The sequence below is a fragment of the Sphingomonas tabacisoli genome, assembly GCF_042678385.1.
Classification (GTDB): domain Bacteria; phylum Pseudomonadota; class Alphaproteobacteria; order Sphingomonadales; family Sphingomonadaceae; genus Sphingomonas_B; species Sphingomonas_B tabacisoli.
Genome location: NZ_JBHUDY010000001.1, coordinates 1591177 through 1609005, shown reverse-complemented (window position 1 = coordinate 1609005; position 17829 = coordinate 1591177). Strand labels below are relative to the sequence as shown.

Below are 17829 nucleotides of genomic sequence, written 5' to 3'. Positions count from 1 at the left end.
GCTATTCCGCCGCGACCGGCAGCGCCGCGTCGAACGCGTCCGCCGGAACGAGCCAGGCATAGGGCACCGGATCGCCCGGCGCCTCGTCATAGGCAGCGCGCCAGGTGCGCTGCTCGGTGAAGCGGCTCGGCGGCGCCTGATCCGCCGCACTGGGTTCGATCCCAAGACTGGTAAGCGTCTCGATCAGCTCGTTCAGCACGGCGTCGCGCTCGCGGATGAAGCGCGAGGCGAAGCAGCGCCACACGGTCCAGCCGGCGCGCTCCAGCATCCGCTGCCGCGCCATGTCCTCGGGCCAGCGATCGGGGCCGTGATAGGCGTCGCCGTCGCATTCGATCGCGAGCCGCCGGTCCTCACCGCCTTCGACGATCAGGTCGATTCGTTTGTGACCAACGGCCACTTGCGTATCGACGCGGTATCCGCGCTCGACGAGCAGATCGAACATCTCTTCCTCGAACGGCGACTCGCAGCGCTTCCGCCGGTCTTCGACCAACTTGGTATCGGCGGCGAAAGGCGCGCGGAAATGCTGGATCAGCGCACGGCGGAGCTTGTCGGCCTGGCTCAACTCTTCGGGCTGCACCGAGCGGACCAGCACCATCCGATCGCGCGCCCGAGATGCGGCGACGTTGAAGCGCTGCTCGAAGCCGAGGCCGGACAGCGCGCCCGGTTTTGGCGCGGAGGCGACCATGGACAGGAACATGATGTCACGCTCGTCGCCCTGAAAGGCGGATGGATCCCCGACGCGGATGTCGTGGCGCAGTATCGTCTCCGGACCCAGCTCCTGCTCTAGCGCTTCCTGGATCAGCATCGCCTGCTTCTGGCCGAGCAGGGTCGTGACCCCGATCGTCCGTTTCGCCATCGCCGGATCGGCGGCGATTTTCGCGATCTCGTCGAGGATGCACGCGACTTCGGGCCGGTTGACGTCACCGCTGCGGAACCCGTCCTCGACGAAGATGTCGACGAGCGGCGGGTCCAGCCGCTCCGACGCGGACGGAAGCCGGAGCGGCTGGAGCTTGTGGTCGTAGAATTGCGCCTTCGAGAACTCGATGACCGGCGCGACGCAACGGAAATGCTCCTTCAGCATGATCGCGCCGCCCGCGAACACCACCGAGCCGAGATCGTAGAGCGACTTGTCCTCGCGGAGCGCAGCACGGAAATCCTCGACCTGCTCGCCCAGATAACGCCGCGACAGCTCGACCAATTTATCCTCGGCGCGAAAGCCGGCATCGGGGCTCACCTGCTTGTCGTCGCCGACGATCAGCACTTGCCTGGCCCGAAGCAGCGCCGGGAGCGCCGAGATCGTCGATTGCGACGCCTCGTCGACGATCACCAGATCGAACAGGCCCAGTTCCGGAGGCAATGATTCCGACACGCGATAATGCGGCATGATCCAGCACGGCAGCGCGTTCTTGGCCCGGTCGGCGGCGGATCGCGCGTCCTGCCGATAGCGGGCGGCGCGCACGCCGGTCCCTCGGCCAATCTTGCGCATCGCCTGCGCATAGGCGCCGAGCGCCGAACGGACCTGATCGGTCGCTTTTTCCGCCAGCGCGCACCAGGTGCGCAGCTCGATCACATCTTCGTAACCCCGGGCGAGCTGTGCTTCGAGCTCGCTCCGGCGGCGAGTGAGTTCTCTGATCCGATCGTGCGCATCGATCCGATCGAGCCAGGTCGCGAGCCGCCGCAAGTGCCAGCGCTCGCGCCAGTCGCCCGGCGTTAGCGGGTCTTCGACGCCAGCAACCGGCTCCTCGCGCAGTTTCTTCGCCCAGATCGCCGCGCCACTTTCGGCGATATCATCCGTAACGCCCCTGATTGTCGCAAAGGCCGGCGCGAGTGCGCGGATTTCGGCTACTTCCTCGACCAGCAGCCGCCAGTCATGCGCCAGCGCATCCGCATCCTCGGCGCCATCGCCAAGCCGGTCCGCGGCAAAGCCGCGCAGTCTCGATCCGAGCTCGCCCGGCGCCGACGCCACCGCTGCCCGCAGTTCGGCCAGCGTCCGCTTGCCTTGCTCCAGCCGCAGCCGCCGCAGATGGCGCTCGGCCAGCGCACTGAGCTCGTCCAGGCGTTCCGCAACGGCGCCGCGCCAGTCCGGCAAGACAGAAGCGACGGCCTTCTGCGTCTGCGCCTCCAATGCGACCGCCGAGCGAACCGCGGCCAAGGCATCGAGCTGCGCTTTCATCCCCTCAAGCGCGCGCAAGTCGGTCTCCACGACCGGCTCCAGCACCGACGCTTGCACCGCATGGTTCCAGACCTGACAGAGCGCGGCTGCCGCGTCGCCCGCGTCCAGGAATCGCTTCACTTCGGCCCATTCGGCCGCGCTCTTCGGCGCGCGCCCGGCGACCCGGACAGCGGCGATGCGCGCTTTCACTTGCCGAGCGAACAGCGCGGTGAAGATGCCGAGCTCGCCCCGCGCGGCAAGATTGGCGATCGGATCACGGAAATCCCGTTCGTCCGATCCGGCCGGCACCGTCACCGGCATCGTCAGGAAATGAAGCGCTTCGGCGCACGCGGCTTCGACCCGTTCGCCCAAGCCCTCGATCGCCCGTAGCGCCGGATCGCGCGGGTTTCGCCGGATCAGCGCGGATGCCTCGCCGATCCATGTGAAGCCGGTTTCCTCCGCAGTCCGCCGCGCTGCGGCCAACTCATCCAATCGCGCTTTCGCCAACGCCAGAGCCTCGGCGGTGGCACCGTCCGCAAGCCTTTCCTCCGGCGTGATGGAACGATCGAGCAGCTCCGCTTCGCTCAAGTCCCGATGCAGCCTCTCGATCGCATCTGCGTCCGGCAGCGCCTCCGGCGCAGGCAACGTCGCGCTTAGATAGGCAAGCTTATAGCCCACCCGCTTTCGAGCCTCGCGCAGCGCGGCGATGTCATCGTCCGAAAAGCCGGGATCGTGCGAGCGGATCGCATCGATGCGGTCCGGCAGCCAGTCGGCAAGCGCGATCCGGGCTACGACTTCGCGCGCTGCCTGCACCGGCTCGGTCCGCTTACCGTCGAGCTCGACCGGCGTCAGCCCGGCGCGTCCGAGCTGATCGACTTGCTGGTCCAGACCCGCCAGCTCGGCGTGAATATGTTCGATCCGCCGGTTGAGATCGGCGATCTGCGCCCTCGCTTCGCGCGGTTTGATCCGTTGCAGCCGCGACGCGATCTCGTCCACCGAATCCTGGAATTGTTGCAGCCCTTCGCGATCACTCTCCAGCAGGCTGACCGCCAATGGCCGCACGCCTTTTGGCAGCTTGTCGCGCAACACCTTGAGCGCCGGCGCTTTCTGCGACGTGACCAGCACGCGCTTCCCCATCGCCAGATAGTGGCTAACGATGTTGGCGATGGTGTGCGTCTTGCCGGTGCCCGGCGGCCCCTGCACGACCACGCCGGGCCGGCTTTCCAGCCGCTGGATGACCTCGACCTGCTCGGCATTGAACGGCTTGGGGAAATAAAGGTCCGCGCCGGTGCCGTCCGACGTCGTGACGCCGGGGACGGTCGAGACGCCGCGAAACGCCTTGGGTGTGTCGTCCGGCACCGATTCGCTGGGGCCGATCACGATCGCGCGGACGGCATCGGGCAGCGTGCCAGGGTCCTCGCAGGCGAGCACCGTTTCGCCGAGCCGCTGCAGGTCCGCCATGACCTGGGTCGCACGCCTCGCGCGGGCGAAGATCAGCCAGCCTTCGCCAACCAGCAGAGAGTCGGAGGTCGGATGCTGCTCGGGTCTAAGATCGGGGCGGTAGTGGCCGTTCGGGTCGAGCAGCGCGACTGCCCGGCGTAATATTTGTTCGAACGTGTCCGGCTCGAATGGCGACAACCCGCTTGCCAGCCCGTCGAGAAAACCGAACGTGAAGCGCCGCCATTCGTCCACATTGGCGATATCGAGCTTGTCGAGGGGATCGCTCTCGATGCCCGGCGGCGCTTCGGAGCGTGGGCGCAGCTCGATCGCGTGGCTGTCCTCGTTGATCGCGATTTCGAGCTGGAGGGTCAGCAGCGGATAGTTGAGACGCCCCAGCGGACGCGTCCACTCGGCCGGCCCGATGCCGCAGACCAGTTCCAGCGGCACGTCGCCCGCGCCGTGGAGCGTCTGCCGCAATGCGAACAGCTCGGTGTAGAGCTTGATCGCCCGCCGCCGCGGCCCTTCCTCGTCCGCCCAGGGCGTCCACACTTCGCGAGTGAACGCGTCGAGGCTGGCAAGCACGCGCTCGCGGTGCGGATAGTCCGCCAGCCTGATGGTGAGCGCGTCACCCGTCAGCTCCGTTTCCGCGATCAGCTCTTCGGCGACGATGGCCGCGACGGGCGCCTCGCTTTTCAACGCGGGCTTGCGGTCGGCGTCGTCGCTAATGTCTGCCCACACCGCCAGCTCGGGGTCGCTCGCGCGCGGCGGCTTGGAACGGGCGAGCCGATCGACGCTGATCCATAGCGGGTCGCCTTCCCCGCCTCCGTTCAGCAGCACCCCCGGCAATTTGGCGAGCTCGGCGCCCGATGCGCGGAAGCCGCGTTCGGCCGCGACATCGGTCGGAATCGCGAGCTTGTCGCGCTCGGTGGCGGCGACATAGTCGATCAATTGCTTGAGGCGCGCGAGCGCCGCGGTGTCGTCCATGATGCCGGCCGATCCCCCTGAACACGAACGCGATTGCATAAGCCTTTTCAGGCCCTTCCGGGGAGTCGGGCGGCGCAAGGGTTGCATCCGAAATGGATCAAGTTGGCCGTGACGGGGCGCGGATGTTCGCGCCATGTTCGCCACGAACAGGAAAGAGTCGCGGTCCCGATGGCCTCGTCAGGCGCAAGGGTGCGGCCAAACAGGGGCAAGGGGGAATGGACCTTCAACAGGGGGCCAATGCGCCGCTCAGTGGCGCGCGTGCGTCGGTGCGCTTCGACTGGCAGGCGTCGTCGGGCGTGGAGGCCGATGCGTCCGCCTATCTGCTGACGGCCGCCGGCAAGGTTCGTGGCGATCAGGACATGATCTTCTACAACCAGCCGGCAGGTGCTGGCGGCGCGATCCGCTTCGCGCCGAACGGCGGTGCGGGCAGCTTCGACGTCGATCTGGCGGCCGTGCCAGGCGAGATCGACAAGATCGTCTTCTGCGCGACAATCCACGACGCCAACAGCCGGGGCCAGACGCTCGCGCTGCTGAAGGACGCGAGCATCGCAGTGGGCGGCGGCCTGCGCTTCGCGCCGGCGCTGTCGGACGCGCGCGAGGCGGCGATGGTGTTCGGCGAACTCTATCGGCGGAATGGCGCGTGGAAGTTCCGCGCGGTGGGCCAGGGATTCAACGGCGGCCTTGCCCCGCTCGCCCGGTCGTTCGGCATCGATGTCGCCGAGGGCCCGCGGGCGCCCGCGCCGGCGCCGGCGCCCGAAACCAAGCCCGCTCCGCCGCCCGTCCGGCTCAGCAAGGTCACGCTCGAAAAGCGCGGCCAGACGGTCAGCCTGGAAAAGCGCGGCGCTACGTTCGGCGAGATGACGGTCAACCTGAACTGGTCGCGGGCGCGTGGCTGGCTGTCGGGCGGCGCGGTCGATCTCGACCTTGGCTGTCTGTTCGAGCTGGCGGACAGGCGCAAGGGCGTGGTCCAGGCGCTCGGCAACAGCTTCGGAAGCTTCGGCGCCGCACCCTGGATCGAGCTGTCGGGTGACGACCGCACCGGCGACGTCGCGGACGGCGAGACGCTGCGCATCAACGGCGCGCGCTGGCCCGCGATCCGCCGCCTCTGCGTGTTCGCCAACATCTATGACGGCGCGCCCAACTGGCAAAAGACCGACGGCGTCGTGCTCGTCACCATGCCCGACCAGCCGCCGATCGAAGTCCGCATGACCGACGGCCGCAACGACAAGCGCCTGTGCGGCGTGGTGATGCTTGAGAATGACGGCGGCCGCCTGAAGGCCACGCGCCTCGTCGAATATGTCCGCGATCAGGAAGAGCTGGACCGGCTGCACGGCTGGGGCCTGCGCTGGGTCGCGGGCCGCAAGGACTAACGGGGGAGAATCCAGTGCAGTATTTTCGATCGTCGTTCCTTTTCACGATCCTGTGCCTCGGCATCGGCGCCTGGCTCGGCTGGACCACCACCGGCACCCTGGTCGGCACGCTCGGCATCCTCTGGATCATCCTGGTGCTGGGCGTGCTGGAGACCTCGCTGTCCTTCGACAATGCGGTGGTCAATGCGAGCGTGCTGGGCGGGATGACGCCGGTCTGGCGCAAGCGCTTCCTGACCTGGGGCATATTGGTCGCGGTGTTCGGGATGCGGATCGTATTCCCGCTCGCCATCGTCGCGATCGCCGCCGGATTGGACCCGCTTTCCGCCCTCACCCTCGCGGTCGAGCAGCCCGCGGAATATGAGCGCATCCTGACCGGCGCGCATATCGGCATCGCCGGCTTCGGCGGCGCATTCCTCGGCATGGTCGGCCTCACTTTCTTCCTCGACGAGGAGAAAGACACGCACTGGATCGGCATCCTAGAAGCGCCGATTGGCCGATTGTCCGGCGTTTCCGGCCTGTCGCTTGCCCTGGTGCTGCTGGCGCTGATCGGCGTGTCGCAATTGCTGGACGCGCAGGACGTCGTGACCTTCATCGTCGCCGGGCTGTTCGGATTGATCGCCTATGTCGCGGTCGACGGCGTGGGCGACGTGATCGGCGGCGGCGATGGCGACGGGGCGGCGATCGCGCGGGCCGGGCTCGCCGGCTTTCTCTATCTCGAACTGCTCGACGCCTCCTTCTCGTTCGACGGCGTGATCGGCGCGTTCGCGCTCTCGAACAACCTGTTCATCATCGCCCTCGGCCTCGGCATCGGCGCGATGTTCGTCCGCTCGATGACGGTGATGCTGGTTGAGAAAGGCACACTCGCCGAATATCGCTTCCTCGAGCACGGCGCCTTCTACGCAATCACGGCGCTCGCCGCGATCATGCTGCTCTCCGCCTGCTACGAGATCCCGGAAACGATCACCGGCCTGATCGGCGCCGGCCTTATCGGCCTCGCCTTCGTCTCGTCGCTGTTCGGCAAGGACGAAGAGCCCGGCGAACCCGCCTTCGCCGGGGCGGTTACGCCGTCCGGCGAGAAACTCTGAACTCACGTCAACGAAAGGGGAAAACCATGTCCATCAGTCTCGCCAAGGGCGGCAATGTCAGCCTCAGCAAGGAAGCGCCCGGCCTCTCTAAGATCATGATCGGTCTCGGCTGGGACGAGCGCACCACCGACGGCGCCGAGTTCGATCTCGACGCCAGCGCCTTCATTCTCGGCGGCAACGACAAGGTCCGCTCGGACAGCGACTTCATCTTCTACAACAATCTGCGCTCGACCGACGGCTCGGTCGAGCATGCCGGCGACAACCGCACCGGCGGCGGCGATGGCGACGACGAGCAGATCAAGGTCGACCTGAACCGCGTGCCCGCCGATGTGCAGAAGGTCGCCGTCACCGTCACCATCCATGAAGGCGAGAGCCGCCGCCAGAATTTCGGTATGGTCGCGAACGCCTTCATCCGCGTTGTCGACGAGACCAGCGGGCGCGAGATCACCCGCTACGACCTGAACGAAGACGCGTCGGTGGAGACCGCGATGATCTTCGGCGAAGTCTATCGCCACAACAGCGAATGGAAGTTCCGCGCCGTTGGCCAGGGCTTCAAAGGCGGCCTCGCCCCTCTCGCCCGCAATTACGGCGTGAGCGTCGGCTGAGGCTGTCCGGGGCTGCTCGAACAGGGGGAGCAGCCCCGTTTCCTTAAGCGGCGGCGCGGACGTAGCGCGCCCAAAGCTTGTCCCCAACCAATGCGGCGACCATCGTCGCGCCGGTAAGCGGATAGAACGCGCCGATCGCCAGCATGATTACGGCGACGCCCCGCGTGCGGCTTGGATCGTCCGACGCGGGCGGCGGCGCGAAGCGGCGCTTCCACCAGAGCACCGGCGCCGTCAGACTCAGCAGCAACGCACCCACGCAGCCGGCCAGCATCACGAGGCAATTGGCCTCGCCATATTCCTGACCTTGGTGAACGGCGATGCCCCATTCGATCGCCTTCGCGCCCGCGCCGAAGTCCGCATGCCGCGCATCCTGCAGCACGCGGCCGGTGGCGGGCTCGACGTACAGCACATGCGCGTCTTCCGAACGGTCGACCGTCGCGGCCACGATATAGGGCGCGCCCATCGCCATTGGCCGGGTCAAGGTCAGCGGCGCGCCCAGCCCGCGGCTGGCGGCAATCGCGAGGATGCGATCCGCGCCGACATTTCCCATCCCATGCGCGTGCGGCTCCGAAGCGGCCTGCAGCGCCCAGGGAAGCCCGGCCCTGTCGTGCGCGCTATGCTCCCAAGGCTGCGGGCCCGGCGCCTTGGGTCGGCCGAGGCCTTGCGCTGCCACCGTCGCCTGCACCTGCTTTCCCCAGAACACCGACCACGGCATGCCCGTCACCGCCAGAAACAGGATCACGGCGCCCACCAGCGCGCCGCCACTGGCGTGCAGGTCGCGCCAGAACAGGCGATTGGGCGGTGCACCCCGCAGTGCCAGCGCCGGCATCCCGCTGCGAGGCCACCAGAGGTACAAACCCGTCAGCACCAGAATGATCGCCCATCCGGCGACGATCTCGATCAGCGCGTTGCCGACCGGCCCGGTGATGACGAGGCTGTGCAGGTCGCGATCGAGCTTCATCACCCCGCCTTCTCGCGCGGAGACGCCCAGCACCTGTCCTGTTCCCGGATCGACAAAGGCCGTGTGTCGCCCGGACCCGTCCTCAATCGTGAGCCGCCAGCTCTCACTTCGGTCCGTAGGAATCGCGATCTGGTTGACACGTGCGCGGGTAGCGTCTTCAACCACGGCGATGATCCGATCGGTGGGGAGCATCGCCCTGCTGCTCGGCCGCGCCAGCCATTCGCGATAGACGACCCGCTCGATCTCCGGCTTGTAGAGATAGAGCCCGCCGGTCACCGCCAGCCAGGCCAGCACCGGCAGCACGATCAGCCCGGCATAGAAATGCCAGCGCCACACGATCCGATAGAGCGACGTCATACCGGCTCTCTCAGAAATGCGCGCGCACGCCGCCGAACAGGGCGCGCCGCTCGACGGGATAGAAGATCGCGCGTTGCGTCACCGGCAGCGCCGCATAGTTCACCACCGCCGAGACATCGCCGGCCGCCTTGCGATTGGTCAGGTTCCGCGCATCGACGAACAGGCTGAGCCCAGGGCGAAGCTGCGCCTCCGCCGTCGCGCCGATCAGCACATAGCCGCCCGGACGGAAGGTGTTGGCGTAATCGGCCCACGCCCCCTGCGGCAGCCATTCGAGGCTCGGCGCCACGTTCAGCCCCTCGCCGCCCAGCCGAAGCTCGGCGCGGTAAAGGTGCTTCGGGACGACCGGCAGCAGGTTGTCGCCGAACTGCCGGTCGTCCCGGAAGCGGAAGTCGTTATACTGATAGACCTGCCGCAGCCGCGCCCAGGGGGCCAAGTCCAGGTCCAGCCCCGCTTCGATCCCCTGATGCAGCGTCCGATTCGCGTTGAACGTCGAGGCCGGAATGCCGCCCGCGGCATCGACGTTGAACTGCAGCAGCTCACCGCGGACCGTTGCCCGGTAGAAAGAGACGTCGAACTTCGCCGGCCCCAGCGTCCCGCGCGCGCCGACTTCCGCCGTCCATGCACGCTGTGCCTTCAGCGGCACGAAGCTCGCCACTTGCGCCAGCTCGATGAAGCCCGGAAGCTCGTGGCTGCGGCTGTAGTTCGCATAGACCTGGAGCAGCTCGCGCGGCTGCCACAGCAGGCCGATCTTCGGCGAGAATTGATCGTAATCCGCCTCGCCAAGCGCAGGCGACGGCACCGTCTGGGTCTGACGCCGTTCGGCGTGCGTGTAGATGCCGCCTCCGATCAGGCTCAGCGTGCCGACCGCGTAGCGCGCCTCGCCATAGACATCGACGGTCTCCGCTCGCTGCCCCGCGCGGAACGTCAGTGCGCCCCTGTGGCCGCTCAGGTTCACGAACCGCTTCGATTCGACCGCCCCGAACCGACCCGTCGATCCCAGCATCAGCGACAGCGGACCGGCTTGGTAGTTCAACCGAGCAAAAGCGCCGTAATCGGTCGAGACCTGATCGACATATTGGAAGATGGGGTGGTTCAGCTCCTTGGCGTTGAGGAGGGCCCCGAACTCCAGGCGTGCGTCGCCCAACGCGACGGTGGTGCGGTTCTGCACCCGCAGCGAGTCGATGTTCCGCTGCTGGTTGCCGAACGTCACGCCGGTCTCCGGTCGCGTCAGCACGGTCGCGATGTCGATCGCGCCGGGGAGTTGCTGCCGAAGCGTTTGCCCGCTCGCATAAAAGCGTGTTTCGATCACGTCGCTCAGCTTGAGCCCAACGTTGGCGTTGAGGCGGAGCGCGTCCCGATGGGCGTGCTCGCGGTCGCCGTCCGAGGTGTCGCCGTTCAGGGCCAGCCAGCCGTCGCCGACGCCGTTCTCGAAACCCGCCGCGATCTTGCCGCGGAAGGTGTCGAAGCTGCCGCCGTCAGCGCGAAGATCGATGCCCGGTGCGGTGCGACCGGTCGGCGTCACCCCATTGATTGCTCCCCCCAATGTCGAGCCGCCGAAGCGCAAGGCGCTGGCTCCGCGGAAAACCTGGATCTGCTCGAAGATCGTCGGATCCAATTCCTGGAAGTCGCCATTGTCATCGGCCAGATTGATCGGGATGCCGTCCTGCAGCAGCGTGATCCCGCGCATGTGAAAGCCGCGGCTGATGCCGGAACCACGGATCGACAGCCGCACTTCCTGTCCGAAGCGCGGCTGCGCATAGACGCCGGGCGAAAAGGCCAGCGCGTCGCGCAGCGAGACGGCCGCTTTGCTGCGATAGTCGTCGGCGGTCACCAGATCGGCGCCGCCGGGGCGCGCCAGAACTTCGGCCTGCTCGGCCTCACGTTCGCCCGTGACGACAATCGTGCCGGGCGCGGGCGCGCCTTCCGCAAATGCGGGAACGGCGAGCACGCCAAGCGCGCCCGCGGCAAATATTCTTTTCATGTCGGAATCCCTGAACTGAACGGCCGCCCGCAGGCGGAACGGATCAGGTCAGGGCCGGTGGTCCCGTCGCGGGCGGCGGCGGTGCGGCAAGTCCCTGACCGATGCTGACGCGGGCAAGCAGGGCAATTGCCGGCTCGGCATAGGCCAACGGCGGAGCAATCGACGGAGCGGTCGTATCCGTCGCGCCGAAGGCAAGCGCGCCGAACGGGCACGGCTGCTCCGCCTTCTTCCCATGCCCCGCATGCGCGTCGTGCTTGCCGCCGTGCATGGCGTGCATGTCATGGACCGCTGGAGGCGGAGGCAGCGCATAGCCGGTGCACAGCTCCAGCCGGACGGTGTTGCCGTCGAAGACAGGCATCCAGCCGGCAGGCACCAGCATCCGCGCCAGCAGCGCAAACGCCAGCAGCAAGGCGACAGGCAAATGACGGGCCGGCAGGTGCCGGAGCGCGGACATGGCCGCGGCTCTAGCGACTCCCGCTCTCAGGGCAAGCGACTATCCGGTGATCCGCAGCCGCGTGAACAGCATGAAGCTGGTCGGGCTCTTGCCATAGTCCGGCTGTATCGCCTTCGGCAGATCATAGGTGCTGACCAGCCCGCCCAGATCGAGCGAGACCTTGCCGACCGGCACGCTGTGATAGCCGCCAAGGCTGAGCTTCGAGACGTTGAACACGCGGCCTTCCAGCGGGTCTCCTTCCGCGAACAGCTCGTCCTTGTCGACATTCTCGGCACGACCGAACAGCGTCCAGCGGCCGAGCTGGACCGCGCTGTCGAGCAGGAAGGCGTCGGTCGTGTGAGTGTGATGCCCCCCGGACGGATCATTGCGGCCCCAGGCGAAGGTCGATTGCCAATTGCCCTTGCCCCCGATCGGCAGATTCCAGGTCACCGACGCGGACGTGCGCCGCACATCCTCCTCGGGGTGGAGCTGTTCCGGGCTGTTCAGCCGGCCGTGGCTGACCTGCATCGACAGATTGTCGGTCGGGTTCCAGGTCGCCCGCACCGACCAGCTATCGAAGCGCGGCCGCTCGATATCATAGCGATTCTCGTCCGGCTCGCGGCCGGTGAAGACCGAGCCCTCCAGCTTCAGCCGGTCATAGACCAGCCCCGCCGTCGCTACGCCGAAGGTCACATGCGTGCTGTCGAGCCAGTGATGAGCGATCGGCGCTTCTGGATTCGCGAGGCCGGAGAAGCGGTGCATGTAGGTCGCAGGGCCCAGCGCGGGCTCGCCGGGCAGGCCGAAATAGAGGAAGCCCGACAGCTTCTCGCCCAGCGGCCGGCTGTAAGTCGCGGACAACTCCATGAAGAGGTCGTGCGGATGCTGGCGGTCGACCAGCTCGGTCTTGCCGTCGGCCGTCTCGCCGGTCGCGAGCAGCAATGGATAACCACGCTTGCCCATCAGCGGGTCGAGGCTGCCCATCGCTTTCAGGGTCAGCGTCCCCTCTCCCGCCGGCCGCTGGGCCATCGCGCCGATCATCGACGCGACGAAGACCTTCTCGTCGCCGCGCGGACCGCCCTGATTGTCGTAAGTGAGCGTCGCAAAGCCGTGCAGCATCGTCGACCACCCGCCGGCCTGACCCATGACCGCCTGCATCGGCGCCGAATCCGGCTGCCACGCCGTCCCCGACGCATCGCGCATCATCGAATAGCGCCCGAGCGCACCGGTCATGGTGTGTTCGGCGGGCATATCATGGCCGGCATGGGCATGCTCCATACCCGGCATGTCCATGTTCATGTCCTGCGCGAGGGCAGGAGCCGGCATGAAGCATATGCCGGCGGCGAGGAGGCGGGAGAGACGCAAGACAGTTCCTTGTATTTGAAACGAAATCGAATTGGCCGCGCCCGGGAAGGAGCGCGGCCAACCACATTTAGCAAGCGCAGTTCTTACAGGTGCACGGACGGCACTTGCAGCCGCTACGGGTTTCCAGCTTCGCAGCCTGGACCTGCTGTTCGATTTGAGCGGATGGGGTCATCTCATTTCTCCTTGCTCGCGAATCGAGCCACACCTAGATGGCATGCGTACCGTGGTACGGAGTCAATAGTCGTGCTGACCATTGCGAAATTGGCCGCGGAAGGCGGCGTCGGCGTCGAGACCGTGCGCTTTTACCAGCGGCGGGGCCTCATGCCGGAACCGCCGCGCGCAGGCGGCATCCGACGGTATGGCTTGGCCGATGTCCGGCGGCTGCGTTTCATCAAGTCGGCACAGGCGGCCGGCTTCACGTTGCAGCAGATCGGCGAGCTGCTCGCGCTCGACGCGACCGACGATCGCCCGCGCGTCCGCGAACTGGCCAAGGCTCGCGTCGAAGCGCTCGCTTCCCAGATCGAACAGCTCCAGGCCGCCCGGAACGCGCTCAGCCGCCTGGCCGATCAATGCGGCGCGGGCGAATCGGGGCCGTGTCCGATCCTTACCGCATTCGAAAAGCTTTGAGATCGATGCCGGGTCTGGCGGACGGCCCGGACTCTGATATGCAGATGACATGAACGCGATGGGGATCGCGCAGGGGGTACGGCAGCGGCCGGTCCTTGCCTATTCATTGGGCGTGTTGCTGGCGCTTGCCGGTCTCGCGCTCCGCGAAGCGCTGTTTCCCCATGTCCGCGGAATTCCCTTCATAACCTTCTTTCCGGCGGTTGCGCTCACGGCCTTTCTTGGCGGGGTGGGGCCGGCGCTCGTCTGCGCGACCATCGGCGGTGTGCTGGCGCAATCGCTGTTCGTCGAACGTGACCCGCTGGTTTCGATGATCCTCTATGGCGCGGTCTGTGTCATCGTCTCGACCAGCATCAGCTACGCCATCCGCGCCTATCTCCGGCTGGAGCAGATCGAGGCGGAGCGCCGCGCGGAACTCGAAGAGCAAGTCGCTTCCCGGACCAGCGAACGCGATCGCCTTTGGTCGCTGTCTCAGGACCCGCTGATGATCGCCGATCGCGATGGCACCTGGCTGACGGCGAGCCCTGCCTGGGAACGCATCCTTGGCTGGCCGCTCGAGGAGCTGCTGGGCCAAAGTTCGACCGGCATCATGCATCCGGACGATATCGAGACGACCCGGCGCGAGCGCGAGTTTCTTTTCGGCGGCGGGACCTCGGTGCGCTTCCAGAACCGCTACCGCACCAAGGACGGTCAATATCGCTGGTTTTCCTGGAATGCGGTTGCGGAGGGCGATCGGATGTACGGGATCGCGCGCGACGTGACGGATGTCCGTGAAACCGCGCGCCAGCTGGAACAGACGCAGGAAGCTCTGATCCAGAGCCAGAAGATCGAAGCGATGGGCAAGGTGACCGGCGGCGTCGCCCATGACTTCAACAACTTGCTGACGCCAATCCTGGGCGGCCTCGATCTGCTGAAGCGCCGCGGGCTGCCCGATCCGCGCATGGAGCGGCTGGTCGATGGCGCGCTGCAAGCCGCGGAACGCGCCCGCACGCTGGTGCAGCGCCTGCTCGCCTTTGCGCGCCGCCAGCCGTTGCAGGTGATGCCGGTGGACCTGGCCGAGCTCGTCAACTCGCTGGAGGAGTTGATCGAGAGCACGATCGGGCCGCGGATCACGCTCCGCATCGACTTGCCCCATTCCCTGCCTTCCGTTCAGGCCGATCCGGCGCAGCTCGAAATGGCGCTGCTCAACCTAGCGGTGAATGCGGCTGACGCCATGCCCGACGGCGGCACGCTCAGCATCGCCGCCACGTCCGTACGGCTGACCGGAGAAGGCGACGGACTGCCCGCGGGCCAATGGGTGCGGCTGACCGTGTCCGATACCGGCATCGGGATGAGCCCCCAGATCCTGGAGCGCGCGGTCGAGCCTTTCTATTCCACCAAGGGGGTAGGGCGCGGAACCGGCCTTGGCCTGTCGATGGTGCATGGGCTGATGGGACAGCTCGGCGGCGCGCTTCGCGTAGAGAGCGCGCCCGGTGAAGGCACACGCGTCCACCTGTGGTTCCCCGCGGCGGAAGCATCCAGGCCCGATCCGAAGCTGCAGCCGAAACCTGCGGAGAGCTCCCGGTCAGCGGGCACCGCGTTGCTGGTCGACGACGAGCCGCTGGTGCGCATGAGTGTCGCCGCCATGCTGGACTCGTTGGGCTATACTGTGACCGAGGCTGAAAGCGCGCCGGAAGCATTGCGGCTGATCGAAAGCGCGAAGGACTTCGATGTGATCGTCACCGATCACTTGATGCCCGGCATGACTGGTACCGAGCTTGCCGCCGAGGTAAAGCGCGGCCGGCCCGACCAGCGCGTCGTCATCATTTCCGGCTATTCCGATCTCGACGAGATCGCGCCCGATTTTCCGCGCCTCGCCAAGCCGTTCAAGGAAGACGAGCTCGCGCAGCTCATCGCGCTTTAGCCCTGCATGTTCCGGGCTTCCGGCGGGATACGGACCGTCAGTTCGTCCAGATCGTCAGACAGAAAAATCTGGCAGGCCAGGCGGCTGTAGCGCGTCGCGCCAGCGGCGAGGTCGAGCATGTCTTCCTCCGGCTCGCTCGCGGGTGGAAGACGGGCGAAATCGGCCGCATCGACGATGACGTGGCAAGTCGAGCACGCCATCTGGCCTTCGCATGTTCCTTCCAGCGGCTGGCCATTGGCCTGGGCGAGGTCGAGCAGGCGGTCGCCGGACGCTCCTTCGACCTCGCTCACCTGGTTGCCGTCAGCGGATATGAACCGCACACGCGTCATGCGAACGCCCGCTGCCGCTCGGCGGCTTCCAGGATCAGGTCGAGCGCAGTTTCCAGCTCTTCTTCGGTCGTATAGCGGCCGAACCCGAGACGGATGCTGCCGCGCGCCTGAGCATCGCTGAGCCCGATCGCCTTCAGCACATGGCTGGGGCGGCCCGATCCGCTCGCGCACGCTGAACCGGCGGAGAAGGCAACGCCGCGGACGTCGGCGATCAGGCGCGCCGCGTCGAGACCCTCGAAGCAGGCATTTATGTTGCCGCGATAGCGACACTCCGTGCTGCCGTTGATCGCCCAACCACTGAGCTTGTCGGTCGCACGTCGCCAAAGCGCATCGACATGCGCGGCATCTTCATGACGCCGCGTTTCCGCCAGTGCGGCGGCGGCTCCGAACCCCGCGCACAGCGCCGGGCTGAGCGTGCCGGAGCGAATACCCGCCTCTTGCGCGCCACCGTGCATGAGAGGCTCCAGGGCAATACCATCACGAACCCACAAAGCTCCGATCCCCTTCGGCCCGAACAACTTGTGCGCCGAAACGGCGATGAGGTCCGCCTGGGGCAGTTCCACGCGCGCGAGCCCTTGCACCGCATCGCACAGGAACGGCGCGCCGGCGTCGCGCGCGATCCGTCCGATCTCCGCCACCGGCTGAATGACTCCGATTTCGTTGTTCACCAGCATCGCGGCCACGAGGGCCGTGCGCTCGTCCACCGCCTCACGCACAGTGTCGAGATCGACCAGCCCGTCGTTTCCGACAAGCAGCACCACGGCCTCGAAGCCGTTTCGGCCGAGCCAAAGCACCGTATCCAGCACGCACGCATGTTCGGTCGCGAGCGTTACGATCTTGCGGCGCTCGGCAGGTGCAGCCCAGGCGGCGCCCTTGATTGCCAGATTGGCCGCTTCGGTCGCCCCGGAAGTGAAGACGATGCTACCTCCCGCCCAGCCCAGGCAGGACGCGACATGGTCTCGCGCCAGCTCCACCGCCGCCTTCGCCTCCCGGCCCATCCGGTGCGGCGAATGGGGGTTCCCGAATTTCTCGCCCAGCCACGGCTCCATCGCCGCGCGCGCCTCCGGGGCGAGCGGCGTGGTCGCCTGGTAGTCGAGATAGATCGGGGGCATCAGGCTGCGCGACTGCGTGCGCCGTCCGCGATGCGTTTCCAGGCCTCGACGAAGCGGTAGATGTCGGCGCGACTGGTCTCCGGCCCGAAGCTGGCACGGATCACTTCCGTCGCTCCCTTGTCGTCCCAGCCCATCGCCGACAGCACATGGCTGGTCTTGAGCGTACCCGAGGAGCAGGCGCTGCCGGCGGATACCGCGATCCCCGCCATGTCGAACTGGATGAGCTGCGCCGAGCCGGACACGCCCGGCATCCGATAAGCAGCGATGGTCGCGAGCCGCGGCGAACGCTTGGCGACCACCTCGCCGCCAGCTGCTTCGATCGCGCCATCCAAATGCGCGCGCAGGTCCGCCGCGCGGTCGACCCAGCCGCGGCCGTTCTCCAGCGCCGCCGCCATCGCGAATACGCCCGGCAAATTCTCGGTGCCGGCGCGATAGCCCTTCTCTTGGCCACCGCTCGGTTCCAGCACGCCCAGATCCTTGACCAGCAGCGCGCCCACACCCGGCGGGCCGCCGAATTTGTGCGCGGAGATCGCGATCAGGTCGGCATCGGGCAGCGCCGCCTTGCCCGCGCTCTGCGCGCAATCGGCGAGCAGCAAGCCGCCCGCCTTCCGGACGATCGGCGAGAGCGTGTCGAGCGACTGACACACCCCGGTTTCGTTGTTCACCGCCTGAATTGCGACCAGCGGCGCTTTGGCGCCAAGCGCGCCGAGCCGCCCGGTTAGGGCGTCCGGCAAAACGGTCCCGTCCTTCTGCACCGGCAGGAAGAAGGCATCGCTCGCAACGCGGTGGACCGCCTCGTGCTCGACCGCGGAGACGATGCGCGCATCGCATTTGGCACGAGTCATTGCGACGCGGATCGCCTCGGTCGCGCCGCTGGTGAGGATCACTTCGCCGTCCCAGCCGAGGGCCACCGCGATCCGTTTGCGCGCATCCTCCAGCATCGCGCGGGCCGCGCGTCCCTCCGCGTGCGGGGACGACGGGTTGGCCCAGCGCGCGATCGCCGCGCGCATCGCTTCGCGGGCGCCAAGCAGCATCGGCGTGGTCGCGGCATGATCAAGATACAGGCGCTGGCTCAAGTCGGTACGCATCCGTTTGCGAAATTCGTGGTCGATCCTATATAGCGCCGCAACT

General features: G+C 67.1%; 13 protein-coding genes. 5 read left to right on the top strand and 8 right to left on the bottom strand.

Annotation, left to right across the window (positions count from 1 at the left end):
* Nucleotide 1: 1 nt before the first annotated feature.
* Nucleotides 2-4576: an AAA domain-containing protein gene (locus ACFSCW_RS08380; RefSeq protein WP_380888391.1), complete on the bottom strand. Its 4575-nt coding sequence runs from the start codon at nucleotides 4574-4576 to the stop codon at nucleotides 2-4.
* A 215-nt stretch (nucleotides 4577-4791) separates the two neighbouring features.
* Here ACFSCW_RS08380 and ACFSCW_RS08375 point away from each other — a divergent pair, with 215 nt between their 5' ends.
* Genes ACFSCW_RS08375 through ACFSCW_RS08365 form a run of 3 tightly spaced genes read left to right on the top strand, consistent with a single transcriptional unit; the run spans nucleotide 4792 to nucleotide 7636 of the window.
* Nucleotides 4792-5946, top strand: a complete 1155-nt coding sequence (locus tag ACFSCW_RS08375) for a TerD family protein (RefSeq protein ID WP_380888390.1) — start codon at nucleotides 4792-4794, stop codon at nucleotides 5944-5946.
* A 14-nt stretch (nucleotides 5947-5960) separates the two neighbouring features.
* Entirely contained in the window at nucleotides 5961-7031 is a 1071-nt protein-coding gene (locus ACFSCW_RS08370; protein WP_380888389.1) for a DUF475 domain-containing protein, read from the top strand.
* A gap of 26 nt (nucleotides 7032-7057) precedes the next feature.
* The gene (locus tag ACFSCW_RS08365; protein WP_380888388.1) at nucleotides 7058-7636 is read left to right on the top strand and encodes a TerD family protein; all 579 of its coding nucleotides are present in this window, start codon (nucleotides 7058-7060) and stop codon (nucleotides 7634-7636) included.
* A 43-nt stretch (nucleotides 7637-7679) separates the two neighbouring features.
* On the opposite strand, the gene ACFSCW_RS08360 is transcribed toward ACFSCW_RS08365, so the two are convergent.
* From ACFSCW_RS08360 to ACFSCW_RS08345, 4 genes are read right to left on the bottom strand one after another with little or no spacing between them, the layout of a single operon-like run.
* Nucleotides 7680-8954: a PepSY-associated TM helix domain-containing protein gene (locus ACFSCW_RS08360; RefSeq protein WP_380888387.1), complete on the bottom strand. Its 1275-nt coding sequence runs from the start codon at nucleotides 8952-8954 to the stop codon at nucleotides 7680-7682.
* A gap of 10 nt (nucleotides 8955-8964) precedes the next feature.
* Nucleotides 8965-10935 (bottom strand): TonB-dependent receptor family protein, encoded by a 1971-nt coding sequence (locus ACFSCW_RS08355; protein WP_380888386.1) that lies wholly within the window; start codon nucleotides 10933-10935, stop codon nucleotides 8965-8967.
* 43 nt (nucleotides 10936-10978) lie between these two features.
* Nucleotides 10979-11389, bottom strand: a complete 411-nt coding sequence (locus ACFSCW_RS08350) for a hypothetical protein (RefSeq protein ID WP_380888385.1) — start codon at nucleotides 11387-11389, stop codon at nucleotides 10979-10981.
* 39 nt (nucleotides 11390-11428) lie between these two features.
* Complete coding sequence (locus ACFSCW_RS08345) at nucleotides 11429-12691, bottom strand: hypothetical protein (RefSeq protein WP_380888384.1); 1263 nt, start codon at nucleotides 12689-12691, stop codon at nucleotides 11429-11431.
* 285 nt (nucleotides 12692-12976) lie between these two features.
* Between ACFSCW_RS08345 and ACFSCW_RS08340 the strand changes: the two genes are divergently transcribed.
* Both ACFSCW_RS08340 and ACFSCW_RS08335 read left to right on the top strand, forming a co-directional pair.
* Nucleotides 12977-13357 carry a MerR family transcriptional regulator gene (locus ACFSCW_RS08340; RefSeq protein WP_380890062.1) on the top strand — a complete coding sequence of 127 codons (381 nt, stop codon included), beginning with the start codon at nucleotides 12977-12979 and terminating at the stop codon, nucleotides 13355-13357.
* 49 nt (nucleotides 13358-13406) lie between these two features.
* Nucleotides 13407-15257: an ATP-binding protein gene (locus ACFSCW_RS08335; protein WP_380888383.1), complete on the top strand. Its 1851-nt coding sequence runs from the start codon at nucleotides 13407-13409 to the stop codon at nucleotides 15255-15257.
* Here ACFSCW_RS08335 and ACFSCW_RS08330 read toward each other — a convergent pair.
* From ACFSCW_RS08330 to ACFSCW_RS08320, 3 genes are read right to left on the bottom strand one after another with little or no spacing between them, the layout of a single operon-like run.
* Entirely contained in the window at nucleotides 15254-15586 is a 333-nt protein-coding gene (locus tag ACFSCW_RS08330; RefSeq protein ID WP_380888382.1) for a 2Fe-2S iron-sulfur cluster-binding protein, read from the bottom strand. The genes ACFSCW_RS08335 and ACFSCW_RS08330 overlap by 4 nt on opposite strands.
* Nucleotides 15583-16698: a cysteine desulfurase family protein gene (locus ACFSCW_RS08325; RefSeq protein ID WP_380888381.1), complete on the bottom strand. Its 1116-nt coding sequence runs from the start codon at nucleotides 16696-16698 to the stop codon at nucleotides 15583-15585. Before ACFSCW_RS08325 ends, ACFSCW_RS08330 begins: the two co-directional genes overlap by 4 nt.
* Nucleotides 16698-17786 (bottom strand): cysteine desulfurase family protein, encoded by a 1089-nt coding sequence (locus tag ACFSCW_RS08320; RefSeq protein ID WP_380888380.1) that lies wholly within the window; start codon nucleotides 17784-17786, stop codon nucleotides 16698-16700. The genes ACFSCW_RS08325 and ACFSCW_RS08320 overlap by 1 nt, the downstream gene beginning before the upstream one ends.
* Nucleotides 17787-17829 lie beyond the last annotated feature (43 nt).